This window comes from Hydrogenophaga sp. YM1 (assembly GCF_016903055.1).
Lineage (GTDB): Bacteria > Pseudomonadota > Gammaproteobacteria > Burkholderiales > Burkholderiaceae_C > Hydrogenophaga > Hydrogenophaga borbori.
Genome location: NZ_CP070223.1, coordinates 860,627 through 878,750, shown reverse-complemented (window position 1 = coordinate 878,750; position 18,124 = coordinate 860,627). Strand labels below are relative to the sequence as shown.

Below are 18,124 nucleotides of genomic sequence, written 5' to 3'. Positions count from 1 at the left end.
GCAAAGCCAGTTCCGCGGCGCCACTGGGTTCTGCGGCATCACGCCTTCTTCCCTTTCACATGGCCTTCGAGTTCGCTGAAGCTGGGTCGCACGTCGCTGAACAGCACCTTGCGGCCGAACTCCACGGCGGTGGCGGGCGCATAGCCCTGCATGCTGGCCAGCAGCGTGGTCTTCACGCACAGCAGCTCCTTGCCGCTCTCCTCCACCTTCTGCTCCATCAGGCCGCCCAGGGGCTCGAACACCCCATAGGCCAGCAGGATGCCGAGGAAGGTGCCGACCAGGGCCGAGCCGATCATGGCGCCCAACACGGCGGGCGGCTGGCCCACCGAGCCCATGGTGTTGACCACGCCCAGCACGGCGGCCACGATGCCGAAGGCCGGCAGGCCACCGGCCAGTCGGGCGATGGCGGCCACGGGCGCGTGCGCTTCCTGGTGGTGGGTTTCGATCTCGCTGTCCATCAGCGACTCGATCTCGTGCGCGTTGAGGTTGCCCGAGACCATCATGCGCAGGTAGTCGGTGATGAACTCGACCACGTGGTGGTCGGCGGTGATGGTGGGGTACTTCTGGAACACCGCCGACTCGTGCGGGTTGTCCACGTCCTGCTCGATGGCCATCAGGCCCTCTTTGCGGGCTTTCTGCAGCAGGTCGTACAGCAGGGCCATGAGCTGCAGGTAGCGCTCCTTGGTGTAGCGGCTGCCCTTGAAGCAGCCGGCCATGCCTTTGAAGGCGGCCTTGACCACCTTCATCTGGTTGTTGATCAGGAAGGCGCCCATTGCCGCGCCCAGGATGGTGGTCATCTCGAACGGCAGGGCCTTGAGCACCACGCCGATGTTGCCCCCGTGCGCGATGAACACGCCGAAGATGCAGAGCATCGAGACCACGAAGCCGATGATGACGAACATGTTCTGGGTCGAATGAATGGATACAGGACTTATCGACCGACTCTAGGGGCGATGAAGGCCCGTCAGAAACGCGAAAAGGGCCCTTGGGGGGGCCCTTTTCCGGCTTTGACCGCCTGAACCGGCGCTGTCAGTGCAAGCGGAGCGAACCCGCCGCGCTGCCTTTGCCGGCGCGGGCCGGGGGCTGGCACAGACCACAGACGAAATGGCGGGCGTTCTCGTACGGCTCGGTGACGAAGCGGCCGCCGCAGCAGGAGCACTTGGTCAGCGTGAGCATGCCGCTGTCGACGAACTTGATGAGGCGCCAGGCGCGCGTGATGGACAGCAGTGGCTCGATCGCGCTGGCGGTCATCTGTTCGCTGTAGAGGCGGAAGGCCTTGATGACGGTGTCGATGTCCTCCAGGGCGCTGGCCTTGGAGAGGTACTCATGGATATTGAGGAACAGCGATGCATGGATGTTCGGCTGCCAGGTCAGGAACCAGTCCGTGGAGAACGGCAGCTGGCCCTTGGACGGGCTCTTGCCCGCGACTTCCTTGTACAGGCGCAGCAGGCGCTCGTAGGACAGGCTGGTCTCGTACTCCAGCACCTGCAGGCGCGCGCCCAGCTGAATCAGGGCCACCGCGCGCTCGATGTCGCGCGACTCGTTGAGGATGCTTTTGCCTGTGGCCATGTCGAACTCCAGATGCGAGAGAGGGGTCAGTGAGCGGTGGTGGCCATGGACTCGGCGTACTTGCCGGCCATGAGGATGCTGGCGTGCAGCTGCGTGGTGGTGCTGTTGTCCACCTTCTTCACGTTGTGGCTGGTCAGCAGGTTCCACACCAGGTCGTCGTCGACGCGGAAGCGGCACAGCAGCATGTTGCTGGAGGCGATCTTGAGCAGCTGGGCGGTGGAGAGCATGGCCAGCAGGTCGGCGGCCTCTTCCGTCATGCCCAGGCGGAACAGGGCCTCGGCGCGGTCCTTGCGGATCAGGTTCTGCGCCAGCATCAGGTAGGTCAGGTTGGCTTCGCGGATCTCGGCCAGAAGTTGTTCGCTGTCCATCACTCGCTCCTTCACGTATCGGTCGTCGGTGGGAGGTCTTCGCCTGTGCTTGGCTGGACCCGATGTGAGGAATTGTGTCGATCGGTGAACAAACTTGAATCGGGAAACGTCTGTGCGTGCTGTCGGGATTTCCGGCACCCGGTGTCGGCGCAATGCCTACAACCTTGGTTCTAAAAGCCCGGAATTGGCGATGTTCGGCGGCGCTTATCCGACCGTTCGCCATCGGGCAAATCTAAAGAATTCCCGGTCATCACCGAAATTGACGGAGCGAGCTTCCCGATGGAGTTCGTCGCCGGGCCAGCCAGGGCGGCGATCAGTGGCGGTGAGACCCGGAATCTGCCGGGCCAACTTTCACAGTCCATCACAGGAGTGAGTTATGACCACCATCAACACCAACATGATGTCGATGACCGCCCAGCGCAACCTGGCGACGTCGGCGGGGTCGCTCGCGACCTCCATGCAACGCCTGTCCTCGGGCCTGCGCGTCAACTCCGCCAAGGACGACGCCGCCGGGCTGGCCATCTCCGAGCGCATGAACACGCAGGTGCGCGGCCTCAACGTCGCCGCCCGCAACGCCAACGACGGCATCTCCCTCGCGCAGGTGGCCGAAGGCGCCCTGGGCAAGGTGGGCGACATGCTGCAGCGCATGCGCGAACTGGCCGTGCAATCGGCCAACGCGTCCAACAACGCCGATGACCGCAAGGCCCTGCAGGCCGAGGTGACCCAGCTGCGCCAGGAAGTCGAGCGCGTGGCCAAGACCACCGCCTTCAACGGCACCAAGCTGCTCGACGGCACCTTCGCCAACGTCACCTTCCAGGTCGGCGCCAACGCCGGCGAGGGCATCTCCATCGAGTCCATCGTGAGCGCGCGGGTCAAGGACATCGGCGCGACCGATTCGAACATCACGGCCGCGGTCAACAACCTCACCGACCCCGTGGCGCCCGCCGTGCTGGCCGCCGTGCCCGCCGGCACGCTGGAGATCCTGGACGCCGACGGCAATGCCGTGGCCCTGGGCCCCATCGGCGAGGCCACCACCGGTGCGCAGCGCACCGGCCAGGTGATCGACGCGATCAACGCCAAGTCCTCCGACACGGGCGTGTTCGCGCGCCCGGTGCTCGACGCCACCGGCGCCGTGACCGGCTATGAGATCTTCTCCGATCGCGCGCTGACCGCCACCGCCGGCGGCGCCCTGGAAAGCCTGGCCGGCGCGGCCGCCGACGTCGGCACCGTGGGCGCCACCACGCCCACCGCCACGCCCCTCACGCTCGAGGACATCAACATCGAGAACTTCGGCGACAGCCAGCTCGCGATGAAGGTGATCGACAACGCCATCGACGCCATCAACAGCTCGCGCGCCGACCTCGGCGCCCTGCAGAGCCGCTTCGAAAGCGCCGTGGCCAACATCAACATCACCGGCGAAAACCTCTCCGCCGCGCGCGGTCGCATCGTCGACGCCGACTTCGCCAAAGAGACCTCCAACCTCTCGCGCGCCCAGATCCTGCAACAGGCCGGCACCGCCATGGTGGCGCAGGCCAACCAGATCCCGCAGAACGTGCTGTCGCTGCTGGGCCGCTGACCAACCACTGACCCCGAAGGAACCCCATGGCGACCATCACTTCTCCCGGCATGGCCTCCGGCCTGCCCATCAAGGAAATGGTCGCGCAGCTCGTGGCGCTGGAACGCGCGCCGCTCACCGGGCTGCAGACGCAGGTCAGCAAGGCGCAGAGCAAGCTGTCGATCTACGGCACCATCAACTCGCTCGTCACCACGCTGGGCGACGCGGGCGCGAAGCTGGCCGAAGCGAACGCGTTCAAGGCCGTCAAGGCCAGCTCCTCGCTGCCCGATGTGGTGGGCGTGACGGTAAAGGCGGGCACGCCACCCACCGGCTTCTCCCTGGAAGTGCAGCGCCTGGCGACGGCACAGAACACGTCCAGCGCCGTGGTGCCAGCCGGCAGCGGCATGGGCGCGGGCACGCTCACCATCACCCTGGGCAACTGGGGCAGCGGCAGCTTCGTGGCCAACGGCGAGGCAGAGCCGGTCTCGATCACGGTCGAGGAAGGCAAGGACACGCTCAAAGACATCGCCCAGCAGATCAACGAATCCGACGCCGGCATCACCGCCACCGTGCTCAAGGACGCCAATGGCGAACGCCTGCTGCTGCGCTCCAAGTCCACCGGCGCCGAGATGGGCTTCCAGGTGGAGGCTGCCGACGCCGACGCGGCCGACGGCAAGGACCTGGGCCGCCTGGCCTACCTGGGCGCGGGCTCGCCCAGCACCCTCACGCAGGCCGGGCTGAACGCGCAGGCCACCATCAACGGCGTGGCCATCGAATCGGCCAGCAACACCGTCGACGGCACCATCGACGGCCTCAGCTTCGAGCTCAAGCAGCTCACCACCACGCCGGTGAACGTGACCGTGAGCAACGACAAGGACGCGATGAAGAAGACCGTGCAGGGCTTCGTGGACGCGTACAACGCCGTCATGGACCTGCTGGCCACGACCACCAAGTACGACCCGGAAACCAAGGTCGCCGGCTCGCTGCAAGGCGACAGCACCGCCACGGGCCTGCGCAACGCCATCCGCGGCATGATGCGCTCCAGCACGCCGGGTGGCGAGTTCACGCAGTTGCTGGACATCGGCATCGAGATCAAGTCCGACGGCAAGATGAGCATCAACAGCACCAAACTCGACGCCGCGCTGAACAAGCCGGCCGAACTGGGCAAGCTCTTCGGCGCCACCAGCGACGACCCCACGCAACGCGGCTTCGGCCTCAAGCTCGATGCCTTCGCCGATGGCCTGGTGGCCTCGGGCGGCACCATCAGCAACCGCACCGATTCGCTCAACGCGAGCATCAAGCGCACCAACCAGGAAATGGACAAGGTGGTGGACCGCGCCGCGCGCGCCGAGACCCGCTACCTCGCCTACTACAACGCCATGGACGCCAATGTGGCGCGGCTGAATTCGCTCAACGCCTACATCACTCAGCAGATCTCGATGTGGAACAAGAACAGCGGCTGAGCCGAAGCGCGGCTGACAAGGCATGACGGGCGGTGGGTATCCACCGCCCGTTTTGCTTTAGGCGGCGCGTGGCTCAAGTAATCGAGCGCCTGGCCGAAACACCCTGCAACGGACCACGGATCGCGGTTCGTGATCCGGCTCAGGCGCCGGTTGCCTTCCACAACCATTTCACAGGAGTCCGCCGTGACCACCATCAACACCAACGTCATGTCGATGACCGCTCAGCGCAACCTGAGCAGCTCGGCCAACTCCCTGGCCACCTCCATGAAGCGCCTGTCCTCGGGCCTGCGCGTCAACTCCGCCAAGGACGACGCCGCCGGCCTGGCCATCTCCGAGCGCATGAACTCCCAGGTGCGTGGCCTCAACGTCGCCGCCCGCAACGCCAACGACGGCATCTCCCTGGCCCAGACCGCCGAAGGCGCCCTGGGCAAGGTCGGCGACATGCTGCAGCGCATGCGCGAGCTGGCCGTGCAGTCGGCCAACGCCTCCAACAACAGCGACGACCGCAAGGCCCTGCAGTCCGAGGTGACCCAGCTGCGCCAGGAAATCGACCGCGTGGCCAAGACCACCGCCTTCAACGGCACCAAGCTGCTCGACGGCTCCTTCGCCAACGCCACCTTCCAGGTCGGCGCCAACGCTGGTGAGGGCATCGCCATCGAGTCCATCGTCTCGGCCAAGTCCAACACCCTGGGCACGACCACGGTGAGCTCGTCCGACGTGATCGCGGTGGACGTGGAAACCGACAACGCCACCGACGGCGTGGCCCTGGCCGCCGGCGACCTGACCATCACGGACGCCTCGGGCACCGCCGTCGACCTCGGCCCCATCGGCGCCGCCACCACCAATGAGCAGCGCACCTCGCAGATCGTCGACGCGATCAACGCCAAGTCGTCGGACACGGACATCTTCGCCAAGATCGAATACGACGCCACGGGCGCCGTGACCGGCTACTCGGTGTTCTCGTCCTCGCGCACGCTCGACGGCAGCGAGTTCGGCGGCTCCTTCGCGGCCGACCCCACCGGCGACGTCGGTGGCGCCACCTACGCCGACGCCGACTTCGCGCTCGAGGACATCGACATCAACAGCTTCGGCGCCGCCCAGCTGGCGATGAAGGTGATCGACACCTCGATCGACTCGATCAACAGCTCGCGCGCCGACCTCGGCGCCCTGCAGAGCCGCTTCGAGAACGCCGTGGCCAACATCAACATCACGAGCGAGAACATCTCCGCCGCGCGCGGTCGCATCGTCGACGCCGACTTCGCCAAGGAAACCTCCAACCTCTCGCGCGCCCAGATCCTGCAACAGGCCGGCACCGCCATGGTCGCCCAGGCCAACCAGGCGCCGCAGAGCGTGCTCTCGCTGCTGCGCTGATCGCTCCCACATTCCAAGGACACCACCATGACCACCATCAACACCAACGTCATGTCGATGACCGCTCAGCGCAACCTGAGCAGCTCGGCCAACTCCCTGGCCACCTCCATGCAGCGCCTGTCCTCGGGCCTGCGCGTCAACTCCGCCAAGGACGACGCCGCCGGCCTGGCCATCTCCGAGCGCATGAACTCCCAGGTGCGCGGCCTCAACGTCGCCGCCCGCAACGCCAACGACGGCATCTCCCTGGCCCAGACCGCCGAAGGCGCCCTGGGCAAGGTCGGCGACATGCTGCAGCGCATGCGCGAGCTGGCCGTGCAGTCGGCCAACGCCTCCAACAACAGCGACGACCGCAAGGCCCTGCAGTCCGAAGTGACCCAGCTGCGCCAGGAGATCGACCGCGTGGCCAAGACCACCGCCTTCAACGGCACCAAGCTGCTCGACGGCTCCTTCGCCAACGCCACCTTCCAGGTCGGCGCCAACGCCGGCGAGGGCATCGCCATCGAGTCCATCGTCTCCGCCAAGTCCAACACCCTGGGCGACACCGAACTGATCACCGCCGCCGGCACCCTGACCACCACGGCCGGCGCCAACGCCGCGCTCGACGCCGGCACGCTCACCGTCAAGGGCGTCGACCTGGGCCCCATCGCCGCCGCCGCGGACGCGTCGGAGCGCACCACGCAGGTGGTGGACGCGATCAACGCCAAGTCGTCCGACACCGGCGTGTTCGCCCGCGTGGTGACCGACGCCGCGGGCGCCATCACCGGCTGGACCACCTTCTCGGACGACGCCATCGCCACCGCCGACTTCACCGGCTTCACCGCCGCCACCACCGGCGCCTCGCCGGCCGCCGCGGGCGCCGCCGTGGCCTCGCAGCTCGACGACATCTCCATCACCTCGTTCGGCGAATCGCAGCGCGCGCTCAAGGTGATCGACTCGGCCATCGACGCCATCAACAGCTCGCGCGCCGACCTCGGCGCCCTGCAGAGCCGCTTCGAGAACGCCGTGGCCAACATCAACATCACCGGCGAGAACATCTCCGCCGCGCGCGGTCGCATCGTCGACGCCGACTTCGCCAAGGAAACCTCCAACCTCTCGCGCGCCCAGATCCTGCAACAGGCCGGCACCGCCATGGTCGCCCAGGCCAACCAGAACGGCCAGAGCGTGCTCTCGCTGCTGCGCTGAGCGACCGGTTTCTCGAACGACACATCCGTCGTTTTGCGGCGGTGGCCTCCGGGCCACCGCCGCTTTTTCTTTTGGGGAACAAACACCGCCCATTTCCGGCTTGACCACCGGGCACCCGACCGATGGAAGCCCCTAAAGAAGCCGTGAGGCGCACCGAAATAGACGCCAACGGATCCCGAAAAGGTTCGTGACCGGCACTGGGCCCTCGACATGGACACGCGCCGGATCGTTCAGACGGTTCCACCTTTCAAAGGAAACAGCGATGACCACCATCAACACCAACGTCATGTCGATGACCGCTCAGCGCAACCTGAGCAGCTCGGCCAACTCCCTGGCCACCTCCATGCAGCGCCTGTCCTCGGGCCTGCGCGTCAACTCCGCCAAGGACGACGCCGCTGGCCTGGCCATCTCCGAGCGCATGAACTCCCAGGTGCGTGGCCTCAACGTCGCCGCCCGCAACGCCAACGACGGCATCTCCCTTGCCCAGACCGCCGAAGGCGCCCTGGGCAAGGTCGGCGACATGCTGCAGCGCATGCGCGAGCTGGCCGTGCAGTCGGCCAACGCCTCCAACAACAGCGACGACCGCAAGGCCCTGCAGTCCGAAGTGACCCAGCTGCGCCAGGAGATCGACCGCGTGGCCAAGACCACCGCCTTCAACGGCACCAAGCTGCTCGACGGCTCCTTCGCCAACGCCACCTTCCAGGTCGGCGCCAACGCCGGCGAGGCCATTTCCATCGACTCCATCGTCTCGGCCAAGTCCGACTCGCTGGGCGAACTGGACAACACCGAGTTCTTCGTCGCCACCGTGGCCGCGCCGAGCACCGCCGCCAACGCCGCCATCCCGGCCGGTACCACGGGCTGGACCATCAAGGACGCCGCCGGCAACGACGTCGACCTGGGTGGCATCGCCGCCTCGACCACCGCCGCCGAGCGCACCACGCAGGTCGTGGCCGCGATCAACGCCAAGTCCTCCGACACCGGCGTGTTCGCCCGCGAGCTGGCCGCTGGCGGCTACGAGATCTTCTCGGACCGCGACCTGACCGCCGCCACCACCTTCGGCGCCGCCTTCACGGCCGCCGCCACCGGTGCGCCTGGCGACACCGCGCCCCCCGCCACGCTGCGCAACCTGAGCGACGTGAGCATCGAGAGCTTCGGCGATTCCCAGATCGCCCTGAAGGTGATCGACAAGGCCATCGACGCCATCAACAGCTCGCGCGCCGACCTCGGCGCCCTGCAGAGCCGCTTCGAGAACGCCGTGGCCAACATCAACATCACCGGCGAGAACATCTCCGCCGCGCGCGGTCGCATCGTCGACGCCGACTTCGCCAAGGAAACTTCCAACCTCTCGCGCGCCCAGATCCTGCAACAGGCCGGCACCGCCATGGTCGCCCAGGCCAACCAGAACGGCCAGAGCGTGCTCTCGCTGCTGCGCTGAACCCCGCCTGAACCGCCCAACAGGAGCCCCCCATGACCACCATCAACACCAACGTCATGTCGATGACCGCTCAGCGCAACCTGAGCAGCTCGGCCAACTCCCTGGCCACCTCCATGCAGCGCCTGTCCTCGGGCCTGCGCGTCAACTCCGCCAAGGACGACGCCGCCGGCCTGGCCATCTCCGAGCGCATGAACTCCCAGGTGCGTGGCCTCAACGTCGCCGCCCGCAACGCCAACGACGGCATCTCCCTGGCCCAGACCGCCGAAGGCGCCCTGGGCAAGGTCGGCGACATGCTGCAGCGCATGCGCGAGCTGGCCGTGCAGTCGGCCAACGCCTCCAACAACAGCGACGACCGCAAGGCCCTGCAGTCCGAGGTGACCCAGCTGCGCCAGGAGATCGACCGCGTGGCCAAGACCACCAGCTTCAACGGCACCAAGCTGCTCGACGGCTCCTTCGCCAACGCCACCTTCCAGGTCGGCGCCAACGCCGGCGAGGGCATCGCCATCGAGTCCATCGTCTCCGCCAAGTCCGACACCCTGGGTGAAACGCCGGTGCACATGACCGCGCAGATCAACAACGCGGCCGACCCCGTGGCGCCCGCCGTGCTGGCCTCCATGGCCGCTGGCACCCTGAAGGTGGACGACGCCTCGGGCACCGCCGTCGACCTCGGCCCCATCGGCGAGGCCACCACCGGCGCCCAGCGCTCGCAGCAGATCGTGGACGCGATCAACGCCAAGTCCTCCGACACCGGCGTGTTCGCCTTCACCACGCTCGACGCCAACGGCGCCGTCACGGGCTACCGCGTCTGGGCCGAGCGCGCCCTGACCGCGGCCGGCGATTTCACCGGCTTCGGCGCCGCCACCACCGGCACCGTGACCGACACCGCCGCCGTGGCCAACGCCGCCATGGACGACGTGAGCATCACGAGCTTCGGTGAGTCCCAACTGGCCATCAAGGTGATCGACTCGGCCATCGACGCCATCAACAGCTCGCGCGCCGACCTCGGCGCCCTGCAGAGCCGCTTCGAGAACGCCGTGGCCAACATCAACATCACCGGCGAGAACATCTCCGCCGCGCGCGGTCGCATCGTCGACGCCGACTTCGCCAAGGAAACCTCCAACCTCTCGCGCGCCCAGATCCTTCAGCAGGCCGGCACCGCCATGGTCGCCCAGGCCAACCAGAACGGCCAGAGCGTGCTCTCGCTGCTGCGCTGAGCGGCCAGGCCCCCGGGCCGCCCCACGCCCGCCACGGCGGCGGCCCGCAAAGGCCGCCGCCGTTGTCGTTTGAAGCGGACAACACCCCTCTCAGGTATCCCGGGAAACGGCCATGAAACCCACCTCTGATCGCCCACCAAATACCTACAGTCCGGCGCGCGACGGCCGATACAAAGAACATAGCCAGCCAGGAGCCCCCACCATGTTCACCTCCGTCAACACCCGTTCCGCCTCCGTCTACAAACGCGTCGCCGTGGAAACCGGCGTCCAGGCGGCCGACTCGCACCGGCTGGTGGGCATGCTGTTCGACGGCCTGCTGCAGGCCGTGGCGGCCGCGCGCGGCGCCATGGAGCGCGGCGACCTGGTCGCCAAGGGCGAGCAGATCGGCAAGGCGGTGCGCATCGTCGAGGAAGGCCTGAAGGCCGGCCTGGACCCGGCCGGTGGCGAGATGGCGCGCAACCTGGGTGCGCTGTACGCCTACAGCGTGCGCCGCCTCACCGAGGCGAATCTGCGCAACGACGCCAAGGCCCTGGCCGAAGTGGCGGGCCTCATCGAGCCCGTGGCCCAGGCCTGGCAAGACATCCGCGCCCAGGCGCTGCAGGGAGCCTGACATGGGCCAGCACGGTTTGATCGACTACTACATGGCCATCGAGCGCACCAGCGACCAGATGCTGGCCGCCGCCCAGGCCGAGGACTGGGACCGCGTGGTCCGGCTCGAAGGCGCCTGCGCGGTGCTCATCGCCCAGCTGCGCGCCAAGTCGCGCGACACCGAGCTCGCGCCCGAGGAGCGCAAGGAGAAGGCGCGCATCATGCAACGCATCCTGCGCACCGACGCCGAGATCCGCTGCCTGGCCGAGCCCTGGCTGAACGACCTGGCGCAGATCATCGACCGCAACAGCGCGGCGCCCACGCACTGAGCGCGGTGCCGCCTCCCCATGGAAACGGCCCCCAAGGGCCGTTTCTCTTTGAGGGCATCAGCCCGGGCGCCGCAGGCGCTCGTAGGCCCGTTTCGCTTCGCGATAGGCCGCCAGCCGATGCTGGAGCCGGTCCGCCAGCGCTTGCACCACCTCCAGGTTTTCCCGGTGCATGTCGTCCATTTCCTCCCGCAGCGTCTGGGCGTGCAGGCGCAACAGCTCGTCGAACACCAGGGGGTGCAGATGCGCGATGAACACCGGCCTCTCCAGCAGCAGGCGCTCGACGAAATCGTCCGGTGACACCCCGGCCTCCTGGGCCAAGGCCTGGAGCGTCAGCGACAGGGCTTCCCTGTCCAGCGCCACCGCCGCCGCTGGCATGGCTTTCTTCTTGGGCGCGCGGAGGGCCATGGGCCCAGGCGCCCCCGGGGCTTCGGTCTTTGCTGCCTTCGACGGACGGGGTGTCCATCCGTCAAGAACGGCTCTCAGCTGGACCAGGGGCCATGCCTTCCCACCCGAGGTCTTGCCCGGAGTGTGGTCCGGGGTCTTGCCCGGCGAAGCCTGGCCAGGCGCGGCGCGACCTGGCTTGAACGGGGAGGCCACGGGGACTGGCACGAGCGCGCGCCGGTTGAACTCGATCGCGTCCTTCTCCTGTGGGGCATTCGCTTCGCCGAGGCCCGCCGCTCGGCGCCGCCGTATCCCGCGCAAGTGTTCGTCGAATGCCCGCTGCGCGCCCGCGCGATGGAATTCGACATCCGCCTCCGCGAGCGCCAGGTCGTCTTCGGCACCGTTTCGTGCGGCGATGGCCTCATCCAGAACCGCTTTCGCCGCCAGCATCCGCTGCGCGCGGGCCAGGCTCTCGAGGTGTCGGCGCGACGCCGTGCTGTCCACCACCCGCTTCTTCGAAAAATGGTCGCATGCCTGGGTCAGGTCGTCCGGGAGACCGTCGGCCGGCGCCGACCGCAGTTCCGCGATCGTCGGCGCCATCAGCTCGCGAAAGCTGCAGGGCTCGACGCGCCCATGCCACCGACCCACCGGTTTGCGGGTGGGCATCACCCGATCGGGATCGCCTTCGTCCGCATGCACACGCCACTCTTTCCCGGTCGGCCTGGGTGACTTCTCATACAAGGTCTTTGCAAACCCTTCGACATCGAAGCGTTCACCCCGCCGGATCGGCGAGAACGCCGGGACTGGCCTGGCCGGCGAAACGGGCTTCGGGATCGGCGGTGCTTTGGGGCTGACGCGGCGCATGCGAACTCCTCGGGCAGTGGCGGTGGTACAGAAGCGGCATCGGGCAAAACCGATGCGGCCTGTGGGTAACAGCCACACACCAAAGCGTTCATGAGATGGAACTAGGCCATCTCAACCCTGGCCTCGTGCGCGCCCCGGAGAAAAGGCTCAGAGCGGCGCTTGCGCCGCCTCCTGCAGTTGCGCGCGCATGCAATACCGCGCCAGGGCCTGGAACACCGGAGGGCTCAGGTACCGGGGCACCAGGGTCTCGGTCAACCACAGGTGCAGGATCTGGTGCGGGGCCGGCGAGGGGTCGTTGTCGGTGGTGTAGGCGGCGACAAACGCCTCGACTTCATCGGCTTCCACATCAAGGGGGCCCTCGGGGGCGTCCTTCGGTGTGAAGGCCTTGTCCAGCCGCGCCGCGATGGCCGCGTACGCCCGCCGCTGATCGCCATCCCCCCACTCCCGCCAGATGTCGAGCCCGTCCAGAGCAAGCACGCGCTCGCGGTGGCCAAGGTACGCCGCTTCCAGCCGGCGGGCCAGGCGCATCAAGGGCTGTTCCCTCGCCTGGACAGCGACCCGTTCGTTCTTGACTCGCACCAGCCGGGCCAGGGCACCGCGGAACTGAGGTGTGTCGAGATACACGCCATCGACCTGGCAGCACAAAACGCCTTCGATGCACCGGCGCCATTGCGCCTCCTCCGGCAGTCCATCGTCGACCGGCTCGCCGGACAACTCGGCCAGCGGCCCATGCAGGGTGGCGCTCAGCGCCGAGGCGAAGGCGCGGGCGCTCATGGGCGCCAGTCCGCCTTCGGCGTCCTGGGTCATGGCCGGCGCCAGAGGCTGGCCCTGGGGCACCACCGGCGCGAGCCACTCCAGCAGCTGGTCCAGGCTGTCCCCCCGCTGGGGGTCGACAGCGAGCGCCATGTCGCCCTGCACCCCCCGTTCGACGAAGTACGTCAGCAAGGCCTCGAACACCCGGGGCCGCAGGTTGAAGGAGGCCGTGCCCAGCAGGAGGACATGCCGCAAGAACTGCAGCGGCGTCTGCCCCCGCGCCTGGCTGCGTTGATCGATGAAGCGGCGCAGGGCGGCGGTGCGCGCCCGTCCTGCGCCGCCAGACGCACCGTCCGGTACCGCCTGCGCCCAGGCGCAGTTGCATGCGCACGCTTCGTCGCGATCGGCGGTGCGCGCTGCCGAATGGCCATCCTGTTGCCGGACGCTGGCGCGCAGTTCCGAAGGCGCCATGGCCTTCATGGCGTCCCTGTGGGCCCGCATCGCCTTGACGCTGCCGCTGATGTCGAGGAACCGCCCCTGGGCAGCCTTGAGCACCTGCAAAGCGGCCCGCAGTTGCACCGTGTTGAGGCACCGATCCGGGCTCGCGGCGCGCTCCGATTGCAGCAGTTCCAGCGCCGCGCCCACCTCCGGCCAATGCCCGAGGTGCTTCTCGCACCAGGCGATCTCCCAGCCCAGCCGCCTCTGCAGGCGCGCCTGCTCCCGCCCATGGAGCAGGCGCCCGATCCAACCAGTGCGCGAGGAGGATTTGACCGAAAGGTCGACGCCGTTCTTCCTTTTTCTGCACACCAACACCCGCGGCTGGGTCGTGGCAGCCGTCGGCTTCTGGGCCAGCACCTGGCTGATCACGGGCAGGCCTTGGTGGCCTTCGGACCGGTGGGGCCTGACAAAGCAAGGGAAGAACGGCACGAGGATGGGCATGGCGCGACTCAAAGCGCAGAGGCAAACGGACCCTTCGGCGGAAGGGGCCACGGACGGACACAGGCCCAGCGGCCAGGTGGGGGCGGCGGCCCCTACAGGAGCGGCTGAAACACCGGGTCGAGCGCGCAGGCACCGGTGCTGGGGTCGACCGCCGCCGCGAACCGCAGGGCGTTCGCCAGCGCCCCATGTTCCGGCCCCAAGGCCGCCAGGCTCCCGCCCACCAGCGCTTGGCGGACAGCCGCACGCCTCTCAGACGGCGGCAGTGCCTGCGCATCGCAGAGGTTCTGGATCGCCTTCAGCGCACCGAGGCGCGCCGGACCGTAGCGCTCATGCAAGGGCGGGCTCAGGCCTTTCAAGTGATGGACCAGGAGCTGGGCATTGGCGCTCACGGCCAGCGCGGGGGGGAGTGTTCTGGCGTGGGCCTGCAGCCGCGCCAACACCCCGGGATCGCCCCGCAGCGCCTCGACCACCGGTTCCGGCCAGCGCCCCTCCCTCTGCGCGAGGTACGACAGGGTCTTGAGGATCGCCGATCGGGCGGAACCCTCGGGATCACCCAGGCGCACCTGCGTGGCCAACTGGGACACCAGCGCCTTGGCCGCGTCGGCGCCCCCGGCGATGGCCACGAAGGTCGGCCAATCGATCCGAGCCCCGGCCAATTGCTTGAGCACCTCGCCCATGCCCACGATGGCCGCCAGATCGGACGGGCGCACGCTGGGATGGCGGTCGACCAGCACGCCGACATCGAAGGGCGGTGGCACCGGGAACTGCCGGCCGAACAGACCGCTCACCACCCTGTTCGCCATTTCTTCCTTGCGCCGGACGCTCGCCTGCCACCAACCCAGGCGCGCCAACAGGCGCTGCGGCGAATAGGGCTTGCGCTGCGTCACATACAGCACGACCAGCCGCGCTTGGCTGCCCGGCACGCGCACGGTTTTGGCCCGCAGCGCCTCACCCGATTGAACGGCCCTTCTGACAAGTGCTCGGGCGGCCGCGCTCAGGTCGGTGTCGTGCGTGACCACCACCGCATTCCGGTACGGCAGCGGGACACGCGTCAGCGTCGCCCCGATGGGGGCGATCAGATGTACGGTGCATGGTGAGGGTCCATCGGATGCATGGGTGCCAAGCCCTAGACGGCCCAGAGGGGCCGCTTCGCGGCGCATGGGCTTTGGTGACGCTTCTGTGAAGCCGGTTCGAACCATCGGCCCTCCCCAGTGGCCTAGGCCGCCCGCGCCAGCCCCCTGGCAGAGCGCTTCATGGGGCGCGCACCCACTCCCCTGTGCGCGGGCCATCCCCGCGTTCGGGAACAAAGCAGGGGGCGCTGTTCCCTAGGCCATTCTGTGGCGCTGGACAGGCCTGGCGCGACGCAGCCCCCCCTGAGACCCACCACGCCACCATGCAATCCGCCACGTCGTCCTCTTCTTCCTCACGTTCAAGCAGCCCGGAGGGCAGGTCAAGAGGCGCTTCGCGCCAAGCACCGCCGTCGTCCGCCAGCCGCTCGCTGTCCCCTGGCTGCGCCTCGGCCGGCTGGAACTTCTGCCTGTCGAACGAGAACGACAAGCACAACCTCGAACCCGAGGACCTCACCGCCGGCCCCTCACCCATGTCGGCCGCCGAGCCCAGCGGGGAAATCAGACGGCTGTTCAAGCCGTCCCGGCACCTCACGCTGGATGCAGAGGGCCTGCGCCCCAACTACAGCGCCATCAACAACGGCGGGCTCTCGGGGGAAGAGACCGCCCAGTTGCTCAACTGCGCCCGGGATTTCGCCCAGGGGGCACCGCTGGCTCCCCCCTGGCGTTTCGACCCGGCCAGGCATGCGCTGCCGAACGGCGGCCCCGATATGCCCGGCATCCTGGGCGACACCTCACTGAGCCAGTCCCAGCGGATCGAGGTCTACCGCTGGGCCAGGATCTATGCGCCGGACACCATGACCGACCCCACATGCCTGGCGACGTGCTGCGTCATGGGGACAGCTCTCCCGGCGGCCACGCTCTTTGTCACGGGCGCGGTGGTTTTGGCCATCTACCTGACAGGCACCCATGACCCCTCCTCGCCCTGCAGTTACCTGCGCATGAACGCCACCGAGGCCAATGCCCTGCTGCAGGCGGTTCACGAGCAATGCCCCTATCTGGTCAACGCCACCTTGAACAACATGGATGAGTGGGTGCCGTTGATCAAGGACCGCTTCTCGCAGGGCATCTACCGCGACGCGAGCGATGGCCATCTCCTGAAGCAGGTGTGCGTTTCCGTGGCCCAGGCCCTGGACCCGGTGGCGGCCATGAAGCTGCTGATGCTTTTCCTGGTTGTCCAGGCGCTGGCATCGCTGCAGGGCTGAACAGTCCGCCATGCAGCATCACCCCCATCCCGACCCCGAGGTGGCCGCGCTGGTCGAACAATGCGCCGCCCGCCTGGCCCAGGCCGGCGAGCGAATCGGCGACTGGGTGCGCGCGGCCACGGCGGGACAGGCACGGCCGGTCTTGCCGGCGCACGGGCCCGCCGAGGCCGCGCGGCTGCTGACCACCGCCACCCGCCTGTGCGACGAGGGCGCGTTCGATCAGGCGCTGCGGCCCGCCCTGGTCCTGGTCATGCAACACCCCGGGCGGGCGGCATTCGCCTTCCTGGCCGGCACCTGCCTGCAGCGCACGGCCCGGCCGGCCGCTGCGCTGCCGATGTTCGGCCTGGCCGGTCTGCAGGACGGGAACCGCTATGCGGCGCTGGCCGCCTTTCGCTCGGGCGAATGCCTGGCCGCCATGGGCCGGGCGGACGATGCCATCGCGGTGTTCGATGCGGCGGTCGAGGCGTGCCGCCAGCGTCCGGCCTTGGCGGAACTGCAGCGGCTGGCCCAGGACAAGGCTGAGGCCCTGCGCGCCACCGGTTAGGCCAAGCCCTTGGCCCGCGGGCCGGCGGGATGCCCGCCCCGCGGGTCTGGTGGCCTCAAACCGACATGTTCATCACGTCGGTGTAGGCCTGCACCATGCGGTTGCGCACGTGCAGCGCGCTCTGGAAGCCGATCTGCGCCTTCTGCATGGCGATCATGGTTTCCTCCAGGCTGACCTTGGGGTTGCCCAGTTGCACCTCGGTCTGCAGGCGGCTGGCCTCGTTCTGGGCCTTGCTCACCTGGTGCAGGGCCGCCTTGAGGTTGTCGGCGAAGGCCGCGCCCGCGCCACCCGCGGCGCCCGCGGCCGGGCGCTTGAACGCGGCCACGTTGCCCAGCGTCTGGCTGGTCAGGGGGGACAGGCGCATGTCCATGGGGGACTCCTTCGGGAAGCGATCGACAGGCCTGGATGCTAGGCCCCCCTCGGCAACCGGGTCCGGAAATAAAGCCCCAATAAGCCGGCCTTTTCGGGCCCTGACCGGGCGACCCCGCTCAGGGCGCGGCCTTGAGCGGCGACTGCGCCTGGAACTGCACGGCCACGCGTTCGGCCAGTTGGTCGAGCGCCTGGCGGTAGACGGCGTCCACGGCGGCCGGGCCAGAGATCAATGCATCGAAGGACGGAAAGCTGGCCTCGGCGGGTGCCACGATGGCCCAATCCTCATTCGGCCAGGCGTCCACGCCGAAGAACAGCGTCGTGCTGTAGGGGTACCACTGGGCCCCCCGCGGGAAGGAGTGGACGTCGACGTTGAGCTTGGGCACGTAGGCCTGCGTGCCCATGCCCGAATGAAAGCCGATGGCGTCGAACCCCAGCTGCAATCCGATGTCTTCGTCGAAAGCGAGGTTTTCGATGTCGACGTTGTCGGGGTCGTCCGGCCGGCGGGCGATCGACTCCAACACCCGGACCTCATAGCCGGCGGCCCGCAGCCGGTGCGCCACCCGCTCGGCGAAGAACAGGCCGTGGCCCGGCGCATGGGCCCGCATGAGGGCCGTGAGGTCTTTTGACTTCTGGCGCCCGTCCGACAGCGCGCCCAGCGAGGCGAGGGGAAACAGCATGGTGGCCGCCGTCCGGACCGTGACCGTGTACTCCACGGGATCGCCTGCCGGAATGAGCAGAACGCTGCGGGCCGGCAACGGGTCGCCATCGGCGGCACGGGCGCCGGCGGCGAACAGCAGGAAAGTGAGCGCCAGGACGATGCGGTGCATGGGCTTCAAGTCGGTAGTTGCGGTGCGAGGCTTATACC

Annotated in this window: 18 protein-coding genes; 10 read left to right on the top strand and 8 right to left on the bottom strand. The window is 68.3% G+C overall.

Features of this window, described 5'->3' with window-relative positions; genetic code table 11:
• Nucleotides 1-38: 38 nt before the first annotated feature.
• The 3 genes from motA to flhD form a co-directional block, all read right to left on the bottom strand.
• A complete protein-coding gene (gene motA / locus JNX00_RS04310) occupies nt 39-902 on the bottom strand; it encodes a flagellar motor stator protein MotA (protein ID WP_070400987.1) in 864 nt (287 codons plus the stop codon).
• 127 nt (nt 903-1,029) lie between these two features.
• On the bottom strand, nt 1,030-1,569 hold the full coding sequence (gene flhC, locus JNX00_RS04305; RefSeq protein ID WP_070400986.1) for a flagellar transcriptional regulator FlhC: 540 nt from the start codon (nt 1,567-1,569) through the stop codon (nt 1,030-1,032).
• 26 nt (nt 1,570-1,595) lie between these two features.
• A complete protein-coding gene (gene flhD / locus JNX00_RS04300; protein WP_070400985.1) occupies nt 1,596-1,937 on the bottom strand; it encodes a flagellar transcriptional regulator FlhD in 342 nt (113 codons plus the stop codon).
• A 376-nt stretch (nt 1,938-2,313) separates the two neighbouring features.
• Here flhD and JNX00_RS04295 point away from each other — a divergent pair, with 376 nt between their 5' ends.
• The 8 genes from JNX00_RS04295 (at nt 2,314) to JNX00_RS04260 (ending at nt 11,074) form a co-directional block, all read left to right on the top strand.
• Nucleotides 2,314-3,513 carry a flagellin gene (locus JNX00_RS04295; protein WP_204744195.1) on the top strand — a complete coding sequence of 400 codons (1,200 nt, stop codon included), beginning with the start codon at nt 2,314-2,316 and terminating at the stop codon, nt 3,511-3,513.
• 26 nt (nt 3,514-3,539) lie between these two features.
• Nucleotides 3,540-4,955: a flagellar filament capping protein FliD gene (gene fliD, locus JNX00_RS04290; RefSeq protein WP_070400983.1), complete on the top strand. Its 1,416-nt coding sequence runs from the start codon at nt 3,540-3,542 to the stop codon at nt 4,953-4,955.
• A gap of 183 nt (nt 4,956-5,138) precedes the next feature.
• On the top strand, nt 5,139-6,326 hold the full coding sequence (locus tag JNX00_RS04285) for a flagellin (protein ID WP_204744193.1): 1,188 nt from the start codon (nt 5,139-5,141) through the stop codon (nt 6,324-6,326).
• A 27-nt stretch (nt 6,327-6,353) separates the two neighbouring features.
• Entirely contained in the window at nt 6,354-7,508 is a 1,155-nt protein-coding gene (locus JNX00_RS04280) for a flagellin (RefSeq protein ID WP_116958463.1), read from the top strand.
• 262 nt (nt 7,509-7,770) lie between these two features.
• The gene (locus tag JNX00_RS04275) at nt 7,771-8,943 is read left to right on the top strand and encodes a flagellin (protein ID WP_070400981.1); all 1,173 of its coding nucleotides are present in this window, start codon (nt 7,771-7,773) and stop codon (nt 8,941-8,943) included.
• A 32-nt stretch (nt 8,944-8,975) separates the two neighbouring features.
• Nucleotides 8,976-10,157, top strand: a complete 1,182-nt coding sequence (locus tag JNX00_RS04270) for a flagellin (protein ID WP_070400980.1) — start codon at nt 8,976-8,978, stop codon at nt 10,155-10,157.
• Between the two features lie 202 nt (nt 10,158-10,359).
• A complete protein-coding gene (fliS, locus tag JNX00_RS04265; RefSeq protein WP_070400979.1) occupies nt 10,360-10,767 on the top strand; it encodes a flagellar export chaperone FliS in 408 nt (135 codons plus the stop codon).
• A gap of 1 nt (nt 10,768) precedes the next feature.
• Nucleotides 10,769-11,074, top strand: a complete 306-nt coding sequence (locus JNX00_RS04260; protein WP_070400978.1) for a flagellar protein FliT — start codon at nt 10,769-10,771, stop codon at nt 11,072-11,074.
• Nucleotides 11,075-11,131: 57 nt separating this feature from the next.
• Here JNX00_RS04260 and JNX00_RS04255 read toward each other — a convergent pair whose 3' ends face one another.
• The 3 genes from JNX00_RS04255 to JNX00_RS04245 all read right to left on the bottom strand — a co-directional run bounded on the left by JNX00_RS04255 (nt 11,132) and on the right by JNX00_RS04245 (nt 15,030).
• Nucleotides 11,132-12,319, bottom strand: coding sequence for a hypothetical protein (locus tag JNX00_RS04255; protein ID WP_204744191.1), 1,188 nt, complete (start codon nt 12,317-12,319; stop codon nt 11,132-11,134).
• Between the two features lie 147 nt (nt 12,320-12,466).
• Nucleotides 12,467-14,011: a hypothetical protein gene (locus tag JNX00_RS04250; RefSeq protein ID WP_204744189.1), complete on the bottom strand. Its 1,545-nt coding sequence runs from the start codon at nt 14,009-14,011 to the stop codon at nt 12,467-12,469.
• A 92-nt stretch (nt 14,012-14,103) separates the two neighbouring features.
• Nucleotides 14,104-15,030, bottom strand: coding sequence for a hypothetical protein (locus JNX00_RS04245; RefSeq protein WP_204744187.1), 927 nt, complete (start codon nt 15,028-15,030; stop codon nt 14,104-14,106).
• 374 nt (nt 15,031-15,404) lie between these two features.
• Here JNX00_RS04245 and JNX00_RS04240 point away from each other — a divergent pair, with 374 nt between their 5' ends.
• Both JNX00_RS04240 and JNX00_RS04235 read left to right on the top strand, forming a co-directional pair.
• Nucleotides 15,405-16,343, top strand: coding sequence for a hypothetical protein (locus JNX00_RS04240; RefSeq protein WP_204744186.1), 939 nt, complete (start codon nt 15,405-15,407; stop codon nt 16,341-16,343).
• A 10-nt stretch (nt 16,344-16,353) separates the two neighbouring features.
• Nucleotides 16,354-16,887, top strand: coding sequence for a hypothetical protein (locus tag JNX00_RS04235; RefSeq protein ID WP_204744184.1), 534 nt, complete (start codon nt 16,354-16,356; stop codon nt 16,885-16,887).
• Between the two features lie 55 nt (nt 16,888-16,942).
• Here JNX00_RS04235 and fliE read toward each other — a convergent pair whose 3' ends face one another.
• Together fliE and JNX00_RS04225 are read right to left on the bottom strand one after the other, a co-directional pair.
• Nucleotides 16,943-17,257: a flagellar hook-basal body complex protein FliE gene (fliE, locus tag JNX00_RS04230; RefSeq protein ID WP_070401151.1), complete on the bottom strand. Its 315-nt coding sequence runs from the start codon at nt 17,255-17,257 to the stop codon at nt 16,943-16,945.
• Between the two features lie 118 nt (nt 17,258-17,375).
• The gene (locus JNX00_RS04225) at nt 17,376-18,086 is read right to left on the bottom strand and encodes a hypothetical protein (protein WP_204744183.1); all 711 of its coding nucleotides are present in this window, start codon (nt 18,084-18,086) and stop codon (nt 17,376-17,378) included.
• Nucleotides 18,087-18,124: the final 38 nt, after the last annotated feature.